General features: G+C 71.3%; 20 protein-coding genes. 6 read left to right on the top strand and 14 right to left on the bottom strand.

Going from position 1 to position 20,998, the window contains the following annotated elements; genetic code table 11:
• Nucleotides 1-39: 39 nt before the first annotated feature.
• The 8 genes from ACZ619_RS14395 to clpS all read right to left on the bottom strand — a co-directional run bounded on the left by ACZ619_RS14395 (nucleotide 40) and on the right by clpS (nucleotide 7,293).
• On the bottom strand, nucleotides 40-2,115 hold the full coding sequence (locus ACZ619_RS14395) for a putative Ig domain-containing protein (RefSeq protein WP_469598446.1): 2,076 nt from the start codon (nucleotides 2,113-2,115) through the stop codon (nucleotides 40-42).
• 245 nt (nucleotides 2,116-2,360) lie between these two features.
• On the bottom strand, nucleotides 2,361-3,311 hold the full coding sequence (locus tag ACZ619_RS14390) for a PLP-dependent cysteine synthase family protein (protein ID WP_469598444.1): 951 nt from the start codon (nucleotides 3,309-3,311) through the stop codon (nucleotides 2,361-2,363).
• A gap of 7 nt (nucleotides 3,312-3,318) precedes the next feature.
• The gene (locus tag ACZ619_RS14385; RefSeq protein ID WP_469598442.1) at nucleotides 3,319-3,597 is read right to left on the bottom strand and encodes a MoaD/ThiS family protein; all 279 of its coding nucleotides are present in this window, start codon (nucleotides 3,595-3,597) and stop codon (nucleotides 3,319-3,321) included.
• 85 nt (nucleotides 3,598-3,682) lie between these two features.
• On the bottom strand, nucleotides 3,683-3,778 hold the full coding sequence (locus tag ACZ619_RS14380) for a putative leader peptide (RefSeq protein WP_469598440.1): 96 nt from the start codon (nucleotides 3,776-3,778) through the stop codon (nucleotides 3,683-3,685).
• 106 nt (nucleotides 3,779-3,884) lie between these two features.
• Nucleotides 3,885-4,298, bottom strand: coding sequence for a M67 family metallopeptidase (locus ACZ619_RS14375; RefSeq protein WP_469598438.1), 414 nt, complete (start codon nucleotides 4,296-4,298; stop codon nucleotides 3,885-3,887).
• A gap of 136 nt (nucleotides 4,299-4,434) precedes the next feature.
• Nucleotides 4,435-5,871, bottom strand: coding sequence for an amino acid permease (locus ACZ619_RS14370; RefSeq protein WP_469598436.1), 1,437 nt, complete (start codon nucleotides 5,869-5,871; stop codon nucleotides 4,435-4,437).
• Between the two features lie 432 nt (nucleotides 5,872-6,303).
• Nucleotides 6,304-6,912, bottom strand: coding sequence for a DUF2017 domain-containing protein (locus ACZ619_RS14365; protein WP_469598434.1), 609 nt, complete (start codon nucleotides 6,910-6,912; stop codon nucleotides 6,304-6,306).
• Between the two features lie 63 nt (nucleotides 6,913-6,975).
• Nucleotides 6,976-7,293 carry an ATP-dependent Clp protease adapter ClpS gene (gene clpS / locus ACZ619_RS14360; RefSeq protein ID WP_469598432.1) on the bottom strand — a complete coding sequence of 106 codons (318 nt, stop codon included), beginning with the start codon at nucleotides 7,291-7,293 and terminating at the stop codon, nucleotides 6,976-6,978.
• Nucleotides 7,294-7,349: 56 nt separating this feature from the next.
• Here clpS and ACZ619_RS14355 point away from each other — a divergent pair, with 56 nt between their 5' ends.
• On the top strand, nucleotides 7,350-8,696 hold the full coding sequence (locus ACZ619_RS14355) for a nicotinate phosphoribosyltransferase (RefSeq protein WP_469598430.1): 1,347 nt from the start codon (nucleotides 7,350-7,352) through the stop codon (nucleotides 8,694-8,696).
• Nucleotides 8,697-8,859: 163 nt separating this feature from the next.
• Entirely contained in the window at nucleotides 8,860-9,444 is a 585-nt protein-coding gene (locus tag ACZ619_RS14350) for an isochorismatase family protein (protein WP_469598428.1), read from the top strand.
• A 208-nt stretch (nucleotides 9,445-9,652) separates the two neighbouring features.
• Here the strand turns inward: ACZ619_RS14350 and ACZ619_RS14345 are convergent, their stop codons facing one another.
• Nucleotides 9,653-9,982 (bottom strand): hypothetical protein, encoded by a 330-nt coding sequence (locus tag ACZ619_RS14345; protein WP_469598426.1) that lies wholly within the window; start codon nucleotides 9,980-9,982, stop codon nucleotides 9,653-9,655.
• A 121-nt stretch (nucleotides 9,983-10,103) separates the two neighbouring features.
• Nucleotides 10,104-12,452, bottom strand: a complete 2,349-nt coding sequence (locus ACZ619_RS14340; RefSeq protein ID WP_469598424.1) for an immune inhibitor A domain-containing protein — start codon at nucleotides 12,450-12,452, stop codon at nucleotides 10,104-10,106.
• A gap of 424 nt (nucleotides 12,453-12,876) precedes the next feature.
• Here ACZ619_RS14340 and ACZ619_RS14335 point away from each other — a divergent pair, with 424 nt between their 5' ends.
• Nucleotides 12,877-13,173, top strand: coding sequence for a hypothetical protein (locus tag ACZ619_RS14335; protein WP_469598423.1), 297 nt, complete (start codon nucleotides 12,877-12,879; stop codon nucleotides 13,171-13,173).
• Nucleotides 13,174-13,247: 74 nt separating this feature from the next.
• On the opposite strand, the gene ACZ619_RS14330 is transcribed toward ACZ619_RS14335, so the two are convergent.
• The gene (locus ACZ619_RS14330) at nucleotides 13,248-13,946 is read right to left on the bottom strand and encodes an RDD family protein (RefSeq protein ID WP_469598421.1); all 699 of its coding nucleotides are present in this window, start codon (nucleotides 13,944-13,946) and stop codon (nucleotides 13,248-13,250) included.
• 78 nt (nucleotides 13,947-14,024) lie between these two features.
• A complete protein-coding gene (locus ACZ619_RS14325; protein ID WP_469598419.1) occupies nucleotides 14,025-15,539 on the bottom strand; it encodes an RDD family protein in 1,515 nt (504 codons plus the stop codon).
• Nucleotides 15,540-15,781: 242 nt separating this feature from the next.
• On the opposite strand from ACZ619_RS14325, the gene ACZ619_RS14320 reads away from it, so the two are divergent.
• The gene (locus ACZ619_RS14320) at nucleotides 15,782-16,195 is read left to right on the top strand and encodes an SsgA family sporulation/cell division regulator (protein ID WP_469598417.1); all 414 of its coding nucleotides are present in this window, start codon (nucleotides 15,782-15,784) and stop codon (nucleotides 16,193-16,195) included.
• 18 nt (nucleotides 16,196-16,213) lie between these two features.
• Here the strand turns inward: ACZ619_RS14320 and ACZ619_RS14315 are convergent, their stop codons facing one another.
• Nucleotides 16,214-17,620, bottom strand: a complete 1,407-nt coding sequence (locus tag ACZ619_RS14315) for an FAD-binding oxidoreductase (protein ID WP_469598415.1) — start codon at nucleotides 17,618-17,620, stop codon at nucleotides 16,214-16,216.
• A gap of 92 nt (nucleotides 17,621-17,712) precedes the next feature.
• Between ACZ619_RS14315 and ACZ619_RS14310 the strand changes: the two genes are divergently transcribed.
• Entirely contained in the window at nucleotides 17,713-19,218 is a 1,506-nt protein-coding gene (locus tag ACZ619_RS14310; protein WP_469598413.1) for a tetratricopeptide repeat protein, read from the top strand.
• A 9-nt stretch (nucleotides 19,219-19,227) separates the two neighbouring features.
• Here the strand turns inward: ACZ619_RS14310 and hppD are convergent, their stop codons facing one another.
• Nucleotides 19,228-20,373 (bottom strand): 4-hydroxyphenylpyruvate dioxygenase, encoded by a 1,146-nt coding sequence (hppD, locus tag ACZ619_RS14305; RefSeq protein WP_469598411.1) that lies wholly within the window; start codon nucleotides 20,371-20,373, stop codon nucleotides 19,228-19,230.
• Nucleotides 20,374-20,495: 122 nt separating this feature from the next.
• Here hppD and ACZ619_RS14300 point away from each other — a divergent pair, with 122 nt between their 5' ends.
• On the top strand, nucleotides 20,496-20,996 hold the full coding sequence (locus ACZ619_RS14300; protein ID WP_469598409.1) for an Lrp/AsnC family transcriptional regulator: 501 nt from the start codon (nucleotides 20,496-20,498) through the stop codon (nucleotides 20,994-20,996).
• Nucleotides 20,997-20,998 lie beyond the last annotated feature (2 nt).

Raw genomic sequence — 20,998 nt, 5'->3', positions numbered from 1 at the left:
GGCTTCCGGGGGCGGGATCCGGTCACTTCACGGGGCGGTTCAGCCGGTCGTCACGGCGGTGTCGTCGACGACGAAGCTGGTCTGGAGCGAGGAGTCCTCGACACCGCTGAACTTCAGGGTGACGGTCGAGCCCGCGTAGGAGCCGAGGCTGAAGGACTTCTGCACGTAGCCGGAGGCCGCGTTGAGGTTCGAGTACGTGGCCAGGGTGGTCGAACCGGCGGTGACCGTCAGCTTGTCGTACTGGGTGCTGGTGGTGGTCTCGGCCGTGTCGACGTGCAGGTAGAACGTGAACGTGGTGCTGGTGCAGCCGGACGGGATGGTCACCGACTGGGACAGCGTGTCGGTGTGGCTGGAGCCGTAGCCGTCGAGCCAGGCGTAGTAGGAGCCGGCGTGCGCCGACTCACTGCTGGAGTTGGTGATGACACCGCTGGACGCGGTCCAGGTGGTGTTGCCCGACTCGAAGCCCTGGTTGCCCAGCAGCTGCGAGGAGGTGCAGGAGCCGCTGCCGGACGAGCTGACCGTCCAGGTGAAGGAGGCGGTGCCGGTGGCGCCGGTGGAGTCGGTCGCGGTGACGGTCGTGCTGTAGGTGCCCGCGGTGGACGCCGTGCCGGAGATCAGACCGGTCGAGCTGGAGATGGACAGGCCGGTGGGCAGGCCGGTCGCGGTGTAGGTGAGGGTGGCGCTCGCGCTGTCGGTCGCCGAGATCTGGAGGCTGACCGAGGAGCCGGTGACGGTCGACTGGCTGCCCGGGTTGGTGACGGTCACCGTGTTGCCGCCGCTGCTGGTGCCGGCGGCGAAGGCGGTGGTGCCGTTCGGGGTGCCCCAGCCGGTCGGGCCGTCGTAGCCGGTCTCGGCGGTGCAGAAGTACGCGGTCGAGCAGGAGCCGTTGTTGCCGCTGGTGACGTCGTACAGGTTGCCGGTGTGGCTGTAGGGGTACGACGCCGGGTAGTCGCTGGTGCCCGGGGTGCCCGCGAGGGCGTAGACGCCGGCGATGATCGGCGACGAGGCGCTGGTGCCGCCGTAGACCGCCCAGCCGGAGCCGCCGTAGGTGTCGTAGACGGCGACACCGGTGGCCGGGTCGGCGACCGCGGAGACGTCGGACTCCATGCGCTTGGTGCAGCCGGTGTCGGTCTGCCAGCTCGGCTTGGCGTCGTAGGAGGAGCAGCCGGAGCCGGTGCCCTCGGAGGAGCTGGTCTTCCACACGGACTCGGTCCAGCCGCGGGTGCTGGAGGAGGTGGAGAGCGCGGTGCCGCCGACGGCGGTCACGTACTGCGAGGTCGCCGGGTACTCGGCGCCGTAGTCCTCGTCACCGGAGGAGACGGTGATCGCGACACCGGGGTGCTTGAAGTACGAGGTGTCCTCGCTGGTCTGCGAGGAGGACTCGTCGCCGCCCCAGCTGTTGGAGACGAACTTGGCGCCGAGCGCGACGGCCTCGTTCTCGGCGGTGCCGAGGTCGGAGTCGGTGGCCGAGCTGGCCTCGACGAGGATGATGTTGCAGTTCGGGCAGACCGCGCTGACCATGTCGATGTCGAGCGCTTCCTCGCCGGCCCAGCCGGAGTCGTTCGAGGGCAGCGAGGTGGTCGAGCCGGTCTGGCTGACCTGCTTGAAGCAGCCGTTGGCGACGGTGCACGCGGACAGGCCGTACTGCGAGCGGTAAGTGGCCAGGTCCGAGGCCGCGTTGGGGTCGTTGTAGGCGTCGACCACGGCGACCGTCAGGCCGGAGCCGCCCGTCGAGGGCAGGTTGTAGGCGCTGTGCAGGTTGGTCGGGCTCAGCCCGGAGGGGGCGGCGGCGAGCGCGGAGGCCAGCTGCTGCTTGATGTCGGTGCGGCGCTGCGCGAAGCAGTTGACCTCACCAGGCTTGCCGGCCGTGGCGCACAGGTGCGTGGTCGGCACCTTCTGGCCGGCCTTGCCGGTGCTGTGCACGGCCTGCCGAGTGGGGTCGGTGAGGGCCTTGGCGTTCTGGGCGGCCCGGGAGGTCTGGGCGGTGCGGGAGGTCGGGGCGGCGGCCGTCTGCGCCTGCGCGGTCGGGGCCGCGACGAAACCGGAGACGGCGAGGGCCAGTGCGGGGAAGGCGAAGGCGAGGAGTCTTCGCACGCTCCGTCGTGATTCACGCATGGGGGTACTGCCTCCATCGGTGGGGTTACAAGGCAGGCCCGTGACGCGCGTAGCGGCGGCAGAGTGCGCAGTCATGAGCATGACATTCTGAACACCCTGCGATGCCGAGGTGCGTGGCATGACAGGACGGTGCAGAACCTAGTGGCATCCACCGGGGGGCGACTCCCCCGGACGAAGAACTTTGCCCCGGTATGGAGAGCGCTTAGCCCCCTCATAGGAGGGGGTTGGCGCGTACATGATGAGGACTATGCCCAGAGCTGACCCTGGAGGGTCTCGATGGCTTCCTCGGTCGTGGCGGCCGTGTAGACCCCGGTCGACAGGTACTTCCAGCCGCCGTCGGCGACGACGAACACGATGTCGGCGCTCTCGCCGGCCTGCACGGCCTTCCTGCCGACGCCGATCGCGGCGTGCAGCGCGGCGCCGGTGGAGACGCCCGCGAAGATGCCCTCCTGCTGGAGCAGCTCCCGGGTCCGGGTCACCGCGTCCGCCGAGCCGACCGAGAAGCGGGTGGTGAGCACGGAGGCGTCGTACAGCTCCGGCACGAAGCCCTCGTCGAGGTTCCTGAGCCCGTACACGAGGTCGTCGTAGCGGGGCTCCGCGGCGACGATCCGCACGTCCGGCTTGTGCTCGCGCAGGTACCGCCCGACGCCCATGAGCGTGCCGGTCGTGCCGAGTCCCGCGACGAAGTGCGTGACGGACGGCAGGTCGGCGAGGATCTCAGGACCGGTGGTCGCGTAGTGCGCGCCGGCGTTGTCCGGGTTCCCGTACTGGTAGAGCATCACCCAGTCGGGGTGCTCGGCGGAGAGCTCCTTGGCCACGCGCACGGCGGTGTTGGAACCGCCCGCGGCCGGGCTGGAGATGATCTCCGCACCCCACATGCCCAGCAGGTCCCGGCGCTCCTGCGAGGTGTTCTCGGGCATCACGCAGACCATCCGGTAGCCCTTGAGCTTGGCCGCCATGGCGAGGGAGATGCCGGTGTTGCCGGAGGTCGGCTCCAGGATGGTGCAGCCCGGGGTCAGCCGGCCGTCCTTCTCCGCCTGCTCGATCATGTGCAGGGCGGGACGGTCCTTGACCGAGCCGGTGGGGTTGCGGTCCTCCAGCTTGGCCCAGATCCGGACGTCGGCGGACGGCGACAGCCGCGGCAGGCGCACCAGGGGGGTGTTGCCGACCGCGGCCAGCGGGGAGTCGTACCGCATGCCGATCTCAGACCATGCCGCCGGCGACCGCCGGCAGGATCGTCACGGTGTCGCCGTCGGTGAGCTTGGTGCTGATGCCGTCGACGAAACGGACGTCCTCGTCGTTCAGGTACACGTTGACGAAGCGGCGCAGCTTGCCGTCGTCCACGATGCGGGCGTGGATGCCGGCGTGCCGGGTCTCGAGGTCGTTGAAGAGGTCGGCGAGGGTGTCACCGCTGCCCTCCACCGCCTTCTGACCGTCGGTGTACTGGCGGAGGATGGTCGGGATGCGGACCTCGATGGCCATGGTTGCGGGCTCCTGTCGGAGAGTCTGGGTGGGTGGGCGCGCAGCGGCACGCCACGGCTCACGGCCGTACGGCGGCAGGGAGACGTCAACAGATGGCGCTGTTCAGCCTGCACAGGTCGACGTGCAGCCGCGCCACGAGCATGCTGCCCGGCGCCTTCTCGCTCACGTCGTGGGAAACCATGGGGTCATCGTATCGATTCCCGGTCGGGGTCCAGGAGTGTGATCCCATATGCCGGACGGATTCCGACCGCACCTTGAGACCGGGCCCGGCTGCGGCCGGGGAGGGGTCAGACCACCCTCACCTCCTCCTCCGTCACCTCGCCCGCCACGATCCGGTACGAGCGGAACTGGAAGTCGCCCAGGCCGTCGGTGTCGGCCGTCGAGACGAGGACGTAGTGGGCACCCGGCTCGTTGGCGTACGAGACGTCCGTCCGGGACGGGTACGCCTCGGTCGCCGTGTGGGAGTGGTAGATCACCACCGGCTCCTCGTCGCGGTCGTCCATCTCGCGGTAGAGCTTCAGGAGGTCGCCGGAGTCGAACTCGTAGAACGTCGGGGACATCGCCGCGTTGAGCATCGGGATGAAGCGCTCGGGGCGGTCCGAGCCGGCCGGGCCGGCGACGACGCCGCACGCCTCGTCGGGGTGGTCCTTGCGCGCGTGGGCGACGATCTGGTCGACGAGGGCCTGGGTGATGGTCAGCATGTTCGCCAGGATAAGCAGAAGGGCCGTCCCGTACCGATGGGTGGTACGGGACGGCCCAGATGCCGGACGCCCTTGAGCGGCCGCCGCGAGCGGGCACCACGAGTGCTGCTGCGGCGGGGCGTCCTGGAGGGGGTGGTCAGCTCACCTTCGCCGGCTCCGGATCGCGGCGCTCGGTGACCTCGGGGTTGCGGTTCCTGAGGACCGCCCAGCCGACGGCGAGCGCGGCGGCCCAGCCGGCCATCACGTAGAGGCAGACCCGGGAGTCGGCGTCGTAGGCGATCAGGCAGGTGACGAAGAGCAGGAACGCGATGGCGATCCAGCTGCACACCGAGCCGCCGGGCGCCGGGAAGGAGGAGGCGCGCAGGCGGCCGGCCTCGACGCCGCGGCGGTAGCGGACGTGGGCGACGAGGATCATCAGCCAGGTCCAGATGCCGGCCGCGGTGGCGACGGAGGTGACGTAGCCGAACGCCTTCTCCGGGACGATGTAGTTGAGGACCACGCCGATGCCCATGAAGAGGACGGAGACCGTGACGCCGAACGCCGGGGTCTTCGACGCGGACAGCCTGCGGAACGCGGCCGGGGCCTCGCCGTTGTCGGCGAGGGTGCGCAGCATGCGGCCGGTGGAGTACATGCCGGAGTTGCAGGAGGACAGGGCGGCGGTCAGCACGACGAAGTTGACGATGCCGGCGCCGGCCGGGATGCCGATCTTCGCGAAGGCGGCCACGAACGGGGAGACGCCCGGCGCGAACTCGGTCCACTTCACCACGCACAGGATGACGGTGAGCGCGCCGACGTAGAAGAGGGCGATGCGCCAGGGGAGCGTGTTGATCGCCTTGGGGAGGGTCTTCTCCGGGTTCTCCGACTCGCCGGCGGTGACGCCGACCAGCTCGACGGCGAGGTAGGCGAACATCACGCCCTGGAGGGTCATCAGGGAGGAGCCGACGCCCTTGGGGAAGAAGCCGTCGAACCGGTAGAGGTTCGCGACCGACGCGGTGTCGCCGGCGCTGCTGAAGCCGAGGGTGAGGACGCCGAGGCCGATCACGATCATGCCGATCAGGGCGGTGACCTTGACCATGGAGAACCAGAACTCCAGCTCTCCGAACACCTTGACGGAGATCAGGTTGACCCCGAACAGGAGCACCAGGAAGACCAGGGCCGTCACCCACTGGGGGATCGACGGGAACCAGTAGTGGACGTAGATCGCGGCGGCCGTCAGCTCGGCCATGCCGGTGACGACCCACATCAGCCAGTACGTCCAGCCGGTGAAGTAGCCGAAGAACGGGCCGAGGAACTCGCGGGAGTACTCCGCGAAGGAGCCGGAGACCGGGCGGTAGAGCAGCAGCTCGCCCAGGGCCCGCATGATGAAGAAGATGATGCCGCCGGCGAGGGCGTACATCAGGATGAGGCTGGGACCGGCCTTGGCGATGTTCGCGCCGGCCCCCAGGAAGAGGCCTACGCCGATGGCGCCGCCGATGGCGATCATCTGGACCTGGCGGCTGCCGAGCCCGCGCTCGTATCCCTCTTCGGAGGCCCCGGAGGTGCTCTCCGACGTGTCGACCTGAGCGGAGGTCATCTGTGGTGTGCGCCTTTCTCCATGCCGAACCGGGCCTCTGTTCGGCCGCGGATCGGGTTTCGGTCCCCCCGGATGACGGAGCGGGCGGGGCCGGGGAGGTCCGGGTGCGCTCCCGCGTCGGTCGGCGCGCGCTGTCGGCGTGCCGGACGGCGTGGGGGCGTGCTCGGGCCTCCCCGGGTCCGCTGAGCCTGACCGGTGGTTGCCGGTTCGGTGGCGCACCCGGTCGGACACGTGGGTGGTGTCCGCCGGGCGGTCGTGAAGATTTATCACGGCCGCAACGCCGACCACCGGGTTCCGCCGAGAGGGATTGTGGCGCACACCACTGGAAAAAGCGGACGAACCGCGGCCGGGAAGGTCATAGCAGGCCGCGGTGGTGACGGGATCGTTATCCGGATTTGAGCGTCCTCTGAGCGAACGCGAAACCGGGACGGATTACGACATAAGGGTCGAGACCAGGGTCTCCTGGAGACCGCCGAGCCACAGGTAGGCCATCACCATCGGCTTGCGCGGGTCCTCGTCCGGGAGCCGGTAGAGCAGGTCGGTGTCGTCCTCGTCGGTGATGTCGAGGCGGGAGCCGATGGCGAGGCGCAGGTCGTTGAGGGCGCCGAGCCACTGCCGGGACTCGTCCGGGGAGAGCCTGAGGAGCGCGCCGCCGTCCTCCACCGGGGCCAGCGCGTCCAGGGACCGGATCACCGCGAGGGCGCTCTCCCGCTTGCCGGCCCGCAGGTCGTTCTCGGTGAAGCGGCGGAACTCGGAGGAGTGCGCCCGCTGCTCCTCGGCCTCCCGCGCCGAGTCCGGGAGCCGCTCCGGGTCGCCGTAGGCGTCCGGGAAGAGCCGGCGCAGCACCGGGTCGGCGGGCGCCTCGCTCGGCCCCTCGGCGAACAGCTCGGCGAGCGGGTCGGCGGGCGCGTCCGCGGCGGCGGGGCCGGGTCCGATGAGCTCCAGGAGCTGGACGGCCAGCGACCGGATGATGGAGATCTCGACGTCGTCGAGCGCGACGGCCGCGCCGCCGCCGGGGAGCGGTTCGAAGATTCCTGGCATGGAGGGGGTTCGCTGCTTCCGGTCCTGGTCGAGGAGTGTGGCTGCTTCCGGGCTGCTCCCGGTCTACTTCCGGTCCTGCTGGAGGGTGGCCCACAGGCCGTAGCCGTGCATCGCCTGCACGTCCCGCTCCATCTCCTCGCGGGTCCCGCTGGAGACGACCGCCCGGCCCTTGTGGTGGACGTCGAGCATGAGCTTGGTGGCCTTGTCCTTGGGATAGCCGAAGTACGTCTGGAAGACGTACGTCACATAGCTCATCAGGTTGACGGGATCGTTGTGCACGATCGTGATCCACGGGACGTCGGGCTCGGGTACGGCGAAGACCTCTTCCGCCGACTCGGTGCGTTCGATCTCTACGGGAGCGGGTGACGTCACATGGCCCATGCTGCCACGCCGAGGAAAAATCGTCACACTGACGAAATGGGGGTACAGTCTCCGTCATGAACACAGCGGACCTTGGGCTGCCGGTGGATGTTCCGTCGACGGCGCTCTTCACCGACCAGTACGAGCTGACGATGCTGCAAGCCGCCCTGAAGGCGGGTACGGCCGAGCGGCACAGCGTCTTCGAGGTCTTCACCCGGCGGCTGCCGGAGGGGCGCCGCTACGGCGTCGTGGCGGGCACCGGGCGGGTCCTGGACGCGGTCGAGAACTTCCGCTTCGACGCGGACGTCCTGCGCTTCCTGGAGGAGCGGGACATCGTCGACGCGCCGACCCTCGAATGGCTGGCCGGCTACCGCTTCGGCGGCGACATCTGGGGCTACCCCGAGGGCGAGGTCTACTTCCCGGGCTCGCCGGTCATGCGGGTGGAGGGCTCGTTCGGGGAGTGCGTGCTCCTGGAGACCGTGATCCTCTCCATCCTCAACCACGACTCGGCGATCGCGGCCGCCGCCTCCCGGATGGCCTCGGCCGCCGGGACCCGCCCGCTGATCGAGATGGGCGCCCGCCGCACCCACGAGCTGGCCGCCGTCGCCGCCGCCCGCGCCGCCTACGTCGGCGGTTTCGCGACCACCTCCGACCTCGCCGCCGGCTTCCGCTACGGCATCCCGACGGTGGGCACCTCCGCCCACGCCTTCACCCTGCTCCACGACCACGAGCGCGACGCCTTCCAGGCCCAGGTCGACTCGCTCGGCCGGGGGACCACCCTGCTGGTCGACACCTACGACGTGGCCGAGGCGGTCCGGGCGGCCGTGGAGGTCGCCGGCCCCGAGCTGGGCGCGGTCCGCATCGACTCCGGCGACCTGCTGCTGGTCGCCCACCGGGTGCGCCAGCAGCTGGACGAGCTGGGCGCCCGGGACACGAAGATCGTCGTCACCTCCGACCTCGACGAGTACGCCATCGCCTCGCTGGCCGCCGCGCCCGTGGACGCGTACGGCGTCGGCACCCAGCTGGTCACCGGCTCCGGGCACCCCACCTGCTCCATGGTCTACAAGCTGGTCGCCCGCGCGGACTCCGCCGACCCGAAGGCTCCGCTGGTGCCGGTCGCCAAGAAGTCGTCCGGCGGCAAGACGTCCGTCGGCGGCCGCAAGTGGGCGGCGCGGCGGCTGGACGCGGACGGGGTGGCGGAGGCCGAGGTCATCGGCACCGGGGAGGTGCCGGCCGCCCTGGTCGACCAGCAGCTCCTGGCCGAGCTGGTGAAGTCCGGCGAGGTCGTGGCCCGTGAGCCCCTGGACGCGCCCCGCGCCCGGCACACGGCGGCCCGAGCGAACCTGCCCCTGTCGGCCACCCAGCTGTCGCGCGGGGAACCGGTCATTCCGACGGAGTACGTACGGGGGCGCTCGGGTAGCTAGAGCGGGTGCCCGCGTACGCGCCCCGCAGAGCCCCCTCCCCTACGCTCCCGTAACTCTCTACGCTCGGAGGTTCAGGCCGGACCCGCCAGCCCGTCCGCAGCGTCTCCTCCACCGGACCCGGTCGGCAGACCCGGTCGACACACGAATCCGAAGGGCACCCACCATGCGCCGCGCCTTGATCGTCGTAGACGTGCAGAACGACTTCTGCGAGGGGGGCAGTCTCGCGGTGGCGGGGGGTGCCGACGTGGCCGCCGCGATCACCGAGCTGATCGGGCAGGCGCCCGCCGGGTACCGCCACGTGGTGGCGACCCGCGACCACCACATCGCGCCGGGCGGGCACTTCGCCGACAACCCCGACTACGTCCGCAGCTGGCCCGCGCACTGCGTCGCCGGCACGGAAGGGGTGGGCTTCCACCCCAACTTCGCCCCGGCGGTCGCCTCCGGCGCGGTGGACGCGGTGTTCAGCAAGGGCGAGTACGCGGCGGCCTACAGCGGGTTCGAGGGCGCCGACGAGAACGGCGTGAAGCTGGCGGAGTGGCTGCGCGCCCGCAAGATCGACGAGGTCGACGTGGTGGGCATCGCGACCGACCACTGTGTGCGGGCGACCGCGCTGGACGCGGCGAAGGAGGGCTTCCGCACGCAGGTCCTGCTCGCGCTCACGGCGGGGGTCGCCGAGGCGACGACCGACCGCGCCCTGCACGAGATGCGCGAGGCCGGCATCGAACTCACGGGCAAGCCGGTGGTCTGACCTCCCGACGCCGCGCCTTCAGCCACCGGCCACCTTCAGCCGCCGGTCGCCTTCACCAGCCGATCACCTTCAGCCGCCGGTCGTCTTCGGTCGCCGGTCGCCCTTGTTCCGCCGCGGCGGCGATCAGCCACGACGGCGAAGTCCGGCGGTGCCTGGCCGGGCGGTGGGCACCTGTGGGCAGCCCTGGACCGGTGTGGAAAAGCGATGGTCACGCCGGTGCAGGCCGACGCAGGAGCGATCTGATCGGTCTCCAGAGTTCGGGGGCCGTGACACCGTTGTCAGGCGCCGTTCGCCATATGAGGCCGTCGGGGTGGTGGAGGACGGCGGTGATCTCGTCCGGGGTGGGCGGGGCGGAGTTGCCCCGCAGGTAGACCGCGCGCATACCGAGGTTGCGGAGCCTGGTCAGGGCCCGGGCGCGGTTCTGGGCGTGCACCAGAACCCGTACCCCGTCGGCGTCCCCGGCGGGGACGGGACTGGGCAGGTTCAGCGCCACCACAACCCTGCCGTTCGGCAGCTTGCAGAACCCTCCTGCGGCCATGCGGTCACACCCCCGTGTGCGTCGGTGTCAATAAGAAAGCCACAGGACGCACCTAAACACGATCGGCGGCGACCCGCCAGGGGGTCACCGCCGATACGCCTCCGACCTGCGAAGATGCGAACTACTTCGCCGCAGGGCCCACCAGGAGGGAGATCGTCGAGCCGTCTTGCGCTTCCTTGACGATCTTGATCTTGGTGTTGGTGTCAGTGATCTTCACGCCGGCCGCCGGGTTCGACGCGTCGTAGTACGTGCTGGTGCGGTCGTTGAAGACCGACACCCCCGCCGACGACTTGATCTTCGTGGCGACGTCCGCCCGGTGCAGCGTGATGCCGTCCGTGCGGTAGAGGCTGAACGGCGAGTCGTAGGCCTGGATGCGGTTGCGCATCAGCGTGCCGTCGGACCACTTCAGCGGCGCGGAGTGGGAGTCGACCGGGAGGATGAGACCGGTGCCGGGGTGGTCGCCGGTGTTGTTGTCCGCCTCGGAGGTGTCCCACTTCCAGATCAACAGGCCGTTCTGGTACGGGTAGTGCTCCACCCAGTCCGGACGGGTCGTCGAGAAGCCGAAGTTGTACGGGCCGACCTTCAGGGTCTTGTCGTACGACACGTACTGGCGGTTCTCGGCGATGTAGTACTGCGCGTAGTCCTTGGTGAAGGACGCGCCGATCCGCGAGAAGCCGGACGCGGTCCAGGCGGGGTCCGCCGTCTCCGCGTTGTCGGAGAAGACCGCCGAGCCGTCCGCGGTCACCGTGATCTCGTCGGCCGCGAAGCCCTTGAGCGCCACGCCGCCGTCGGTCTGGTAGCGGAAGCGGAGCTGGATCTTCTGGCCCGCGTACGCGTCCAGCGGGTACGACAGCTTGGTGTACGCGTCGACCGAACCGGTGAGCGCCGGCTTGTCGCTGCCGTCGCGCGGGATGGCCGCGCCGTCCGACGTGCCGTCCAGGGCGGTCCAGTTGGCGCCGCCGTCGGTGGACACCTCGGCGTAGAGGTAGTCGTAGTTGGCCTCGATGTCGTACCAGCCGTCGAGCGAGAGCGTGGCGGACGACTTGCCGGTGAGGTCGACCTCACGGGTCAGCGTGTTCTTGAGGTTGTCGCCGCTGCCGCTCCACCACTGGGTGGACCCCTCGGCCGGGGAGACCACGGTGGTGGTGACCTCCTTGTCCGGCAGCACGACCACCAGGGCCTGCTTGTCCTTCGTGTTGTACTCGGCGACGCCCAGCTTGTGCGCGGACTTCACGCCGGCCTCGGCCACGTCGTAGTCGAGCCAGCCCAGCTGGAGCTTGTCCCAGGCGTTCATGTCGCCCGGCAGGTCGCCGATGGCCTCCTTGCCGGTGCCCAGCCAGGAGCCGGAGGACATCAGGGTCCAGAAACCGGTGGAGTTCTCGCCGCCGTTGGTGTCGTACTCGTCCGGCAGGCCGAGGTCGTGGCCGTACTCGTGGGCGTAGACGCCGAGTCCGCCGTTCTCCGGCTGCATGGTGTAGTCGCCGACCCAGATGCCGGTGTCGCCCACCTGGGTGCCGCCGAGCTTGTTGCCGGCGGGACCGGTGGCGCCGGCGTCGGTGCCGAAGGCGTACCAGCGGTGCGCCCAGATCGCGTCGGTGCCCTGGACACCGCCGCCCGCGGACTCGTCCTCGCCGGCGTGCACGATCTGGAAGTGGTCGACGTAGCCGTCGGGCTCGTTGAAGTCGCCGTCGCCGTCGTAGTCGTAGCGGTCCCACTGGTCGTACTGGGCGAGGTCGGCCTTGATGTCGGCGTCGGACTCGCCGGCCGCCTTCTGGTCGGCGACCCAGGCGCTCAGGCCGTCGCTGACCAGGTTCCAGACGCTGGAGCAGATGGTGGAGCCGCAGGCGTTGTTGCCGTAACGGGCCTCGTTGTAGGGGACCTTGACCCAGTCGGTGACCTCACCGTCGACCGAGTAGCGGCCCGAGGACTGCTTCTCGTAGTACTTCTTCAGCGACTCGGTGATCTTGCCGGTGCCGAAGTAGAGGTCCTGGAAGTGGGCCTGGTTGTAGTCCGCCTGCCACGCCGTGGAGTTGTCCTGGGTGCGGTCCGGCTCGGCTATCCGGTTGTGCAGCGGGCCGGCCGTGCCGCCGTAGCGGGTGTCGGTCTGGTCGCCGAACTCGACGAGGATCGTGAAGATCCTGTCGGTCTGCTCGCGGCCGAGCTCGACGTACTTGCTGTCGCCCTTCTTGCCCTTGAGCTGGACGACCTTGGATCCGTCGCGGTCCTTGACCTGGGCCTTTCCGGATATGACCTGGTCGAGGGCCTCCTGGCGCTGGGCCTCCTGGGTTTTGCTCAGGGGGCCGTCGAGGTCGTGCTCCTCCTGCTTCGCCGACGGGTCGTGCCGGTCGACGTTGGCGGTCTTCGCCGGGGTCGCGGCCTCCGCGACCGCGAAGGTGGCGAAGCCGGCGGAGGCGGTCGCGAGCGTCACGCCGACGGCGAGTGCTCTGAACGTCCAGGGTCTGCTGGTCACTTGAGTTCCTCCCCCGCGCCGCGCGCACGGCAAGGAGGACCGGGTGATGGTTGGGGGTCCGTGCGCGCACGATCAACGCGTCGATTCAAGTGACGATATTTGACTACTGGTTTACGAGAAAAGACAGACCTTGACTTGGACAGTTCAACTGCACTATGCGGAGCGGAAGTTCGCTTTACGGACACCCGGGAGCGCACGGACCAGCGGAGGACCCCGGTCAACCGGCGCGCATATGCCTCCGGTTGCCATACGCCATGCGACCGTGCGCCCCCTGTGCACCGGTACCGTGGGTTAGGTCACGCTTACCGGTCGTTCCACTCGGGCACACACGCGAATAGAGTCGAATGGTGGAACGCCCGGAAGCCGGTGGAATGCCAGGCCGGCTTCCCGTCTCACCTCCACATCTCCCGAGGACACGATTGCCATGCCTCGTCCGACCCCGGCACAGCTCGTCTACGGTTCGTGCACCGTGATCTGCTCGACGCTCGCCATGCTGCTGCTGTCACAGACGAGTTCGGGCATCGGGATCGCGGTCATCGCGCTCGCCGCGCTCGGTCTGGGACTGCTGGTCGCCATGACGGTTCCGCTCCCCCGGCCCCGCACGGTAGCCCAGTCGCAGCCCGCCCCGACCACCGCACCGTCCCGGATACGGGTCCCCGTGCAGCGGGAGACCGTGGCCGCCGCCACGGCCGAACCCGTCCGGGAGCCCACCGCTCCCTGACGCCCACCCACACGAGAGAAGCCGGCGGGTCCGTGAGACTGACGGACCCGCCGACTGCTTGTGCACGCCTGCGGTCACCTCGCGCTGACCACGACCGTCTTGGCGGCCTTGTCGTGCAGCCCCTGCTTGTACGGCTTGTCGAAGTAGCTCCAGCCGCCGCAGATCACCGTCCAGACGCAGGCGCAGCAGAAGGCGAACGGCACCCACAGCACCGCGGCGCGCAGCAGCGAGGTCCGGGTGGAGGGCGTGGCGCCGTCGGCCAGATTGGCGACCCGCATGCCGAGCCACTTCTTGCCGAGGGTCCGGCCCGTCTTCGCGATCAGCAGGGTGTCGTAGGCGACGAACAGGACGGCGGCGACGAGCGACTGCGCGAAGGACTTGCCGACCTCGATCCGGTCGCCTTCCATCTGGTACTCGCGCACCCCGAACGCCCAGGTGAGCAGCCACACCACGATCAGCACCAGGACCATGTCGATGATCCGGGCGAGGGTGCGCCTGCCGCTGTCGGCGAGCGGGGGCATCCCGGCGAGCGGATCGGCCGGGTGACCGCCCTGCCCGCCGCCGGCAGCGTAGGGGCCGCCCTCGGCTCCGTAGGGGCCACCCCCGGTTCCGTAGGGGCCGCCGCCGTACGAGGGCGGGGGCTGCGAGCCGCCGTAGGGGCTGTCGTACGGCGAACCCGATCCCGGCCCCTCGCTCCGGCCGGGCGGGGGCTGCTTCCTGAACGGGTCGTCCTCCGGCGGCTTTCCGGAGCCCGCGGGCGGTTCGGTGCTCATGGCCCGAGTGCACCGCGAACCCCGCCGCCCCGCATCCGGCGCGCGGCCGTACGGGGGACGCGGGGGCCCGGCGGGCGCCTAGTCGGCCACGAAGGTGTGTGCGGCCTTGTCGTGCCAGCACTGGTGCCACGGGCGGTCGAACAGGCACCAGGCGACGCCGACGATCCCGATGCCGAGCAGACCGGGCACGGTGTACACCAGCCAGCGGCGCAACGCGGCGCCGAACGCCGGGGGTTCGTGGCCCTCGATGTCCCGCACCTCCAGTCCGAACAGCTTCTTGCCGAGCGTGCGGCCCCAGCGGGCGGTGGGCAGCACCTCGTACAGGACGCCGGCGAGGAGCAGCACGGCGAGCACGATCCCGAGGTACAGGCCCGTCGTACCGTCCAGCAGCCACACCGTCTCGGTACGGCCGGACAGCTTGGCCGCGTCGATCTTGTCCTGGACGTGGGCGGCCGCCCTGGTGCCGAGCGGTACGGCGGCCGCGGCGGTCACCGCGCCGACGACCAGGCTGTCGACGAGCCGGGCGGCGAGCCGCTTGCCGAGCCCGGCGGGACGGGCGGCGGCCTGGCGCCGGGCGGCCGCCTGGAAGACGTCCTCCACCGGGGGCTTCCAGGGCGTCACCGGCTGGTCGCCGGCGAGCTGGTGCACCTGCTGCGCCCAGGAGGACTGGCCGCCGCCGGGACCGGCGGTCATCGGGGTGCCGGAGGCCGCGGGGGGCGCGGACTGCGGAGGTACGGAGGGGGCAATGGCCTGCGGGGCGGGCTGCGGGGCGGGCTGCGCCTGGGCCGCCGCCGCACGGTCCGCGGCCGCCTTCCCGGCCCCGAACCCGGGCCGCCCGCTCCCCGCGGGCGCACCCACCGGCCCCTGAGACCCCTGAGCCCCGAACCCACCCGCACCGGCCCCGCCGAAGCCCGCCGCGGCACCCGCACCACCGGAACCGGCCGCCGAACCCGACGCACCGCCCGAACCCGCACCGCCGGAGCCCTGCGCGCCGTAACCGCCCGCGCCGCCGGAACCGGCCGCCCCCGACGCACCGCCCGAACCCGACGCGCCGAAGCCCGCCGTGCCCGGTGCCGTGCCGCCGGCGCCCCGCGAAGCGGTACCCGCGGCACCCGCGCCCTGCGCCTGTCCCTGCCCCTGCCCCTGCCCCTGTGGGGTGTTGTCGCGGATCGGGCGGAAGGTCATGGTGCCTTCGTCCGCGGGCGGTTGGGCCGCCGCGGGGCCGACCGTCGGGCGGCGGAAGATGAACGTGCTCCCGGAGTCGACGTCGCCCTGGTCCGCGGCCGGCGGCTGTGCCGGGACGCGCGGGTCGGTGCCCCAGGCGGTCCCCTCGGCGGTCCAGCCGGACGCCTCCGCCCGCGGGTCCTCGTCGAAGAAGTGCGGGCCGGTCTCCTCGACCGGGGGAACCGCGGACGCGGCGGGGCGGGCGCCGGGCGGCGGGACGAGCGGTTCGCCGTCGGACGGGGCCGGGCGGCTGGTGCCCGGCACCCAGGAGGCGCCGTTCCAGTAACGGACGTAGCCGGGGATGGACGGGTCCGGGTAGTAGCCCTCGCGGGGCCGTTCGTCACCGGGTGCCGGGGTTGGGGCGCTCATGTCCGTCGTCCCGTATCTGCTCGGGGGTCGTCAGGGAGGGTCCACATCTATCAGACCCTGGTGCCCAAGAGCGCCAGTCCCGCAGGACCCGCCCCTTTCCGGGCACCCCTGTGCACCCCCTTCACCGCTTCGGAAAAAAATTTCCCGGAACCCGCGTAATGCTCGCGGCTCCAGCCCCTCTCAACTCGTACGGGCCCGCCCACCGGCACCCGTACGACTGTGCGAGAGAGGAAACGGACGTCATGCATCACACCGTGGTGGAGCGCGAACTGGAGCTGCGGCTCATCCTGTCCCCCGAGCGGAGCATCCCGGTCCCGGCCCGGCTCAGCTACCGGTCCGACGACCCGTACGCCGTCCACGTCAGCTTCCACGTCAACTCCGAGTTCCCGGTCCACTGGACCTTCGCCCGCGACCTCCTGGTGGAGGGCGTGTTCCGGCCCAGCGGGCACGGGGACGTGCGGGTGTGGCCGACGAAGTCGGAGGGCCGCAGCGTTGTGCTGATGGCGCTGAGCTCGCCCGACGGCGACGCCCTGCTCGAAGCGCCCACCCCCCAGGTGTCCGCCTGGCTGGAGCGGACGCTGCGGGTGGTGCCCCCGGGGACCGAGGGCGGGCAGCTGGGCATCGACGACGCGCTCGACCAGCTGCTCGCCCGCTGAGGCCCCCGGCGGATGGGTTCAGAACAACTTGCCGGGATTGAGGATGCCCAGCGGGTCGAAGACGTCCTTCACGGCCCGCTGCATCTCCACGCCCACCGGCCCGAGCTCGCGGGCCAGCCACTCCTTCTTCAGGACGCCGACGCCGTGCTCGCCGGTGATCGTGCCGCCGAATTCCAGGCCGAGGGCCATGATCTCGTCGAAGGACTCACGGGCGCGGCGGGACTCGTCGGGGTCCTGTGCGTCGAAGCAGACGGTGGGGTGGGTGTTGCCGTCGCCCGCGTGGGCCACCACCCCGATGGTCAGCCGGTGCTTCGCCGCGATCCGCTCGACGCCCTCGATCATGTCGCCGAGCCGGGAGCGCGGCACGCACACGTCGTCGATCATCGTGGTGCCCTTGACGGCCTCCAGGGCGACGAGCGAGGACCGCCGGGCCTGGAGCAGGAGTTCGGACTCGGCCGCGTCGTCGGCCGGGACGATCTGGGTGGCGCCGGCGGCCTCGCACAGGGCGCCGACGGCGGCCAGGTCGGCGGCCGGGTCCGGGGTGTCGAAGGCGGCGAGCAGCAGCGCCTCGGTGGACTCCGGCAGGTCCATACGGGTGAGGTCGTTGACCGCCTTCACCGTCGTGCGGTCCATCAGCTCCAGGAGCGAGGGCACATGGCCGCCCTCCATGATCCGGCACACCGCCTCGCAGGCCGCCGCCCCGGAGGCGAACTCGGCGGCCAGCACCAGCTGCCGCGGCGGCTTCGGCTTCAGCGCCAGGACCGCCCGTACGACGATGCCGAGGGAGCCCTCGGAGCCGACGAACAGCCGGGTCAGGTCGTACCCGGCGACGCCCTTGGCGGTACGGCGGCCGGTGGTCATCAGGCGTCCGTCGGCCAGCACCACGTCCAGGCCGAGCACGTACTCGGCCGTCACCCCGTACTTCACGCAGCACAGGCCGCCCGACGCGGTGCCGATGTTGCCGCCGATCGTGCAGGTCTCCCAGCTGGAGGGGTCCGGCGGGTAGGAGAGGCCGTGCTCCTCGACCGCGCGGGAGAGCGTGGCGTTGACGACGCCGGGTTCGGTGACGGCGATGCGGTCGACCGGCGAGATCTCCAGGATGCGGTCCATCCTGGTCAGGGACAGCACGATGCAGCCGTCGGTGGCGTTGGCGCCGCCGGACAGGCCCGTGCGGGCGCCCTGCGGGACGACCGGGACCCGCAGTTCGGTGGCGGTGCGCATCACGTGCTGGACCTGCTCGACCGTGCGCGGCAGTACGACGACCGCCGGGGCGCCGGCCGGACAGAAGCTCGCCATGTCGTTGGCGTAGGAGGCGGTCACGTCGGGGTCGACGAGGACCGCGTCGGCCGGCAGGCCCGCCAGGAGCCGGTCGGTGAGGTTTCCGGTGACTTCGTCCCGAGGTGCTTCGACACTGCTCATGATCACAGCCTCGCATCCGGGGCCATCGGTGTGAACCCCAGGAGTGCCGCCCCTGGGCCGCATGGATGTGCTCGTCGTACTGGCGCACAGTGTGCGGCATGTGCGCGCTCGACGACCGACAGTCCCCACCCGCCACCTCGCTGCTCGCCGAGCCGGGGCCGCCGCGCCGCCGGCGCCGGGTGCTGCGGCGGCTGCTGGTCGTCGCGCTGGTGAGCGGGGCGGCGGCCGGCGGGGTGCTGATGCTGTGGCACCCGCGCGAGCCCGGCCGCCCGGCCCGGCCGGAGCGCGTGGCGCGGCCCCCGGCGGCCGGACCCGAGGCGCCCCGGCAGGCGCCGGCGCTGGTGCGGACGGCGGTCCTCGGCGGGCTGCCCGCCGCGCTGCCCGACCTCAGCACGCTGATCGGCGAGCGCGAGAGCCGGGTGCGGGCGCGGCCCGGGGACGCCGAGGCCTGGGCGGTGCTCGGGGCCGCGTACGTCGCACGGGCGCGCCGGACCGCGGACACGGCCGACTACCCGAAGGCCGAGAGCGCGCTGCGGACCTCGCTGCGGACGGCGGGCAGGGGCGGCACCGCCGACGCGCTGGGCGCGCTGGCCGCGCTGGCGAACGCGCGCCGGGACTTCCCCACGGCCAAGCGGTGGGGCGAGGAGGCGCTGAAGGCGGCGCCGAAGCGGTGGGCGACGTACCCGGCGCTGATCGACGCGTACGACGGGCTCGGCGACTACAAGGCGGCCCGCTCCGCGCTGGACAGGCTGACGGCGCTGAAGGTCGGGGCGGACGTGAAGCCGGCGGTGATGGCGCGGGCCTCGGCGGTGTACCGGGACCGGGGCTGGCGCGAGGACGCTGCGGCCCAGGTGAGCGACGCGGCGGCGGCCGCCCGGTCGCCCGCGGAGCAGGCCGCGTACCTGTGCCAGGCGGGGCAGCTGGCCTGGGAGCGGGGCGACCGGGAGGACGCGCTGCAACACTTCGCGGCGGCGGTGCGGCTGGACCCCGACCAGTCGGCCGCGCCGGCCGGGCAGGGGCGGGCGCTGGCCGCGCTGGGCCGTACGCAGGAGGCGGTGACCGCGTACCAGGGGGCGCTGGCGCACCGGCCGGACCCGCAGGTCGCCCTGGAACTGGGCGAGTTGTACGAGTCGCTGGGGATGGCCCGTCAGGCCCGGTCGCAGTACGCGCTGCTGCGCGCGCAGGCGGGGCGGGAGGCCGCGGCCGGCGTCGACGACGATCTGGTGGTCGGGCGGTACGAGGCGGACCACGGCGATCCCCAGGAGGCGGTGCGGCTGCTGGAGGCCGAGTGGGAGCGCCAGCCCGGCATCGAGGTGGCGGACGCGCTGGGCTGGGCGCTGCACCGCGCCGGGGACGACGCCGAGGCGCTCGGGTACGCGACGGCGGCGACGGACTCCACGAAGGGCGGCGGTGTCCGCAGCGCCCTGCACTCCTTCCACCGGGCGATGATCGAACGCGACCTGGACCTGGACGCCCCGGCCCGCCGCAACCTCCAGGACGCCCTCCGCGTCAACCCCTATTTCTCCCCTCTCGCCGCCCCGGCGGCGAGGGCGGCCCTCACCGCGCTCGGCGAGGAGCCGCCCCAGGAGGAACTGCCCCGGTAGGCGGCGGGGTCACAGGTTGCCGCGGCGGTCCTGTTCCCGTTCGATGGCTTCGAAGAGGGCCTTGAAGTTGCCCTTGCCGAAGCCCATGGAGCCGTGGCGTTCGATGATCTCGAAGAAGACGGTCGGCCGGTCCTGGACCGGCTTGGTGAAGATCTGGAGCAGGTAGCCGTCCTCGTCGCGGTCGGCGAGGATCCTCAGCTCGCGCAGGGTGCCGAGCGGCACCCGGGTGTCGCCGACCCACTCGCCGAGGGTGTCGTAGTAGCTGTCCGGTGTGCTCAGGAACTCCACCCCGGCCGCCCGCATGGTCCGTACGGTCTCGACGATGTCGTCGGTGTTGAGCGCGATGTGCTGGACGCCCGCGCCGCCGTAGAACTCCAGGTACTCGTCGATCTGGGACTTCTTCCTGGCGACGGCCGGCTCGTTGATCGGGAACTTGACCTTGAGCGTGCCGTCGGCGACGACCTTGGACATCAGCGCGCTGTACTCGGTGGCGATGTCGTCGCCCACGAACTCCTTCATGTTCGTGAAGCCCATGACCCTGTTGTAGAAGCCGACCCATTCGTTCATGCGGCCGAGTTCGACGTTGCCGACGCAGTGGTCGACGGCCTGGAAGGTGCGGCGGGCGGGGGGTGCCGTGATCGGCTCGGCGGCGACGAATCCGGGGAGGTAGGGGCCGTCGTAGCCGGTCCGTTCGACGAGGGTGTGGCGGGTCCGGCCGTACGTGGCGATCGCGGCGAGGACGACCGTGCCGTGCTCGTCCTTCAGCTCGTACGGCTCGGCCAGCGGCCGGGCGCCGTGCTCGACCGCGTAGGTGTACGCGGCCCGCGCGTCCGGCACCTCGATGGCGAGGTCGACGACCCCGTCGCCGTGCTCGGCCACGTGGGCGGACAGGAAGCGGCCCCACTCGGTCTCCGGTCTGATGACGGAGGTGAGGACGAACCGGGCCGAGCCGTTCTCCAGGACGTAGCTCGCGGTCTCGCGGCTGCCGTTCTCCGGTCCGGAGTAGGCGACCAGCCGCATGCCGAAGGCGGTGGAGTAGTAGTGCGCCGCCTGCTTGGCATTGCCCACGGCGAAGACGACCGCGTCCATTCCCTTGACCGGGAAGGGGTCTGCCTGCCGGGCGGTGTCGGGAGTGTGGTGTGTGGTCTGGGTCATGGTCGAAGGGTGAACCCGGTCGGCAAGGTGCGCAATAGTTCCCGATTCGAGTGGGCATTGTGTTCAGTAGTACGGCGGTGGTGGCGGGCTCTGTGTACATGATGACCATCCGGGAGGCGGGTATGGCGATCGATCGTCTCGACGGTCGGATCCTGGTGCTGCTGGCGCGGGAGCCGCGGATCGGGGTGCTGGAGATGTCGCGCCGGCTGGGGGTGGCACGGGGGACGGTGCAGGCGCGGCTCGACCGGCTTCAGTCGAATGGAGTGATCCAGGGATTCGGCCCGCAGGTCGATCCGGCGGCCCTCGGCTACCCCGTGACCGCGTTCGCCACGCTGGAGATCCGGCAGGGGCAAGGCCCGGACGTACGGGCGCACTTGGCGACCGTGCCGGAGGTGCTGGAGCTGCACACCACCACCGGCACCGGGGACATGCTGTGCCGTCTGGTCGCCCGCTCCAACGCCGATCTCCAGCGGGTGATCGACCGGGTCGTCGGATTTGATGGCATCGTCCGGGCCGCCACGGCGATCGTCATGGAGAACCCCGTTCCGCTGCGGATCATCCCGCTGGTGGAGCAGGCCGCGGCGGACAGCGAAGGGATCCGGCCGACTCGGGACTCGGGGTGAAC

Source organism: Streptomyces sp. NPDC104367, assembly GCF_055583825.1.
This window is presented reverse-complemented; position numbering and strand designations above follow the sequence as displayed.

What these genes read in the sequence shown, in the direction of transcription:
- clpS (WP_469598432.1), bottom strand. Translation starts at nt 7,293, where the DNA reads ATGGGCCATGTGACGTCACCCGCTCCCGTAGAGATCGAACGCACCGAG.
- ACZ619_RS14325 (WP_469598419.1), bottom strand. Translation starts at nt 15,539, where the DNA reads ATGAGCGCCCCAACCCCGGCACCCGGTGACGAACGGCCCCGCGAGGGC.
- ACZ619_RS14385 (WP_469598442.1), bottom strand. Translation starts at nt 3,597, where the DNA reads ATGGCCATCGAGGTCCGCATCCCGACCATCCTCCGCCAGTACACCGAC.
- ACZ619_RS14330 (WP_469598421.1), bottom strand. Translation starts at nt 13,946, where the DNA reads ATGAGCACCGAACCGCCCGCGGGCTCCGGAAAGCCGCCGGAGGACGAC.
- ACZ619_RS14365 (WP_469598434.1), bottom strand. Translation starts at nt 6,912, where the DNA reads ATGCCAGGAATCTTCGAACCGCTCCCCGGCGGCGGCGCGGCCGTCGCG.
- ACZ619_RS14320 (WP_469598417.1), top strand. Translation starts at nt 15,782, where the DNA reads ATGCATCACACCGTGGTGGAGCGCGAACTGGAGCTGCGGCTCATCCTG.
- hppD (WP_469598411.1), bottom strand. Translation starts at nt 20,373, where the DNA reads ATGACCCAGACCACACACCACACTCCCGACACCGCCCGGCAGGCAGAC.
- ACZ619_RS14335 (WP_469598423.1), top strand. Translation starts at nt 12,877, where the DNA reads ATGCCTCGTCCGACCCCGGCACAGCTCGTCTACGGTTCGTGCACCGTG.
- ACZ619_RS14345 (WP_469598426.1), bottom strand. Translation starts at nt 9,982, where the DNA reads ATGGCCGCAGGAGGGTTCTGCAAGCTGCCGAACGGCAGGGTTGTGGTG.
- ACZ619_RS14390 (WP_469598444.1), bottom strand. Translation starts at nt 3,311, where the DNA reads ATGCGGTACGACTCCCCGCTGGCCGCGGTCGGCAACACCCCCCTGGTG.
- ACZ619_RS14310 (WP_469598413.1), top strand. Translation starts at nt 17,713, where the DNA reads ATGTGCGCGCTCGACGACCGACAGTCCCCACCCGCCACCTCGCTGCTC.
- ACZ619_RS14350 (WP_469598428.1), top strand. Translation starts at nt 8,860, where the DNA reads ATGCGCCGCGCCTTGATCGTCGTAGACGTGCAGAACGACTTCTGCGAG.
- ACZ619_RS14370 (WP_469598436.1), bottom strand. Translation starts at nt 5,871, where the DNA reads ATGACCTCCGCTCAGGTCGACACGTCGGAGAGCACCTCCGGGGCCTCC.
- ACZ619_RS14375 (WP_469598438.1), bottom strand. Translation starts at nt 4,298, where the DNA reads ATGCTGACCATCACCCAGGCCCTCGTCGACCAGATCGTCGCCCACGCG.
- ACZ619_RS14380 (WP_469598440.1), bottom strand. Translation starts at nt 3,778, where the DNA reads ATGGTTTCCCACGACGTGAGCGAGAAGGCGCCGGGCAGCATGCTCGTG.
- ACZ619_RS14300 (WP_469598409.1), top strand. Translation starts at nt 20,496, where the DNA reads ATGGCGATCGATCGTCTCGACGGTCGGATCCTGGTGCTGCTGGCGCGG.
- ACZ619_RS14355 (WP_469598430.1), top strand. Translation starts at nt 7,350, where the DNA reads ATGAACACAGCGGACCTTGGGCTGCCGGTGGATGTTCCGTCGACGGCG.
- ACZ619_RS14395 (WP_469598446.1), bottom strand. Translation starts at nt 2,115, where the DNA reads ATGCGTGAATCACGACGGAGCGTGCGAAGACTCCTCGCCTTCGCCTTC.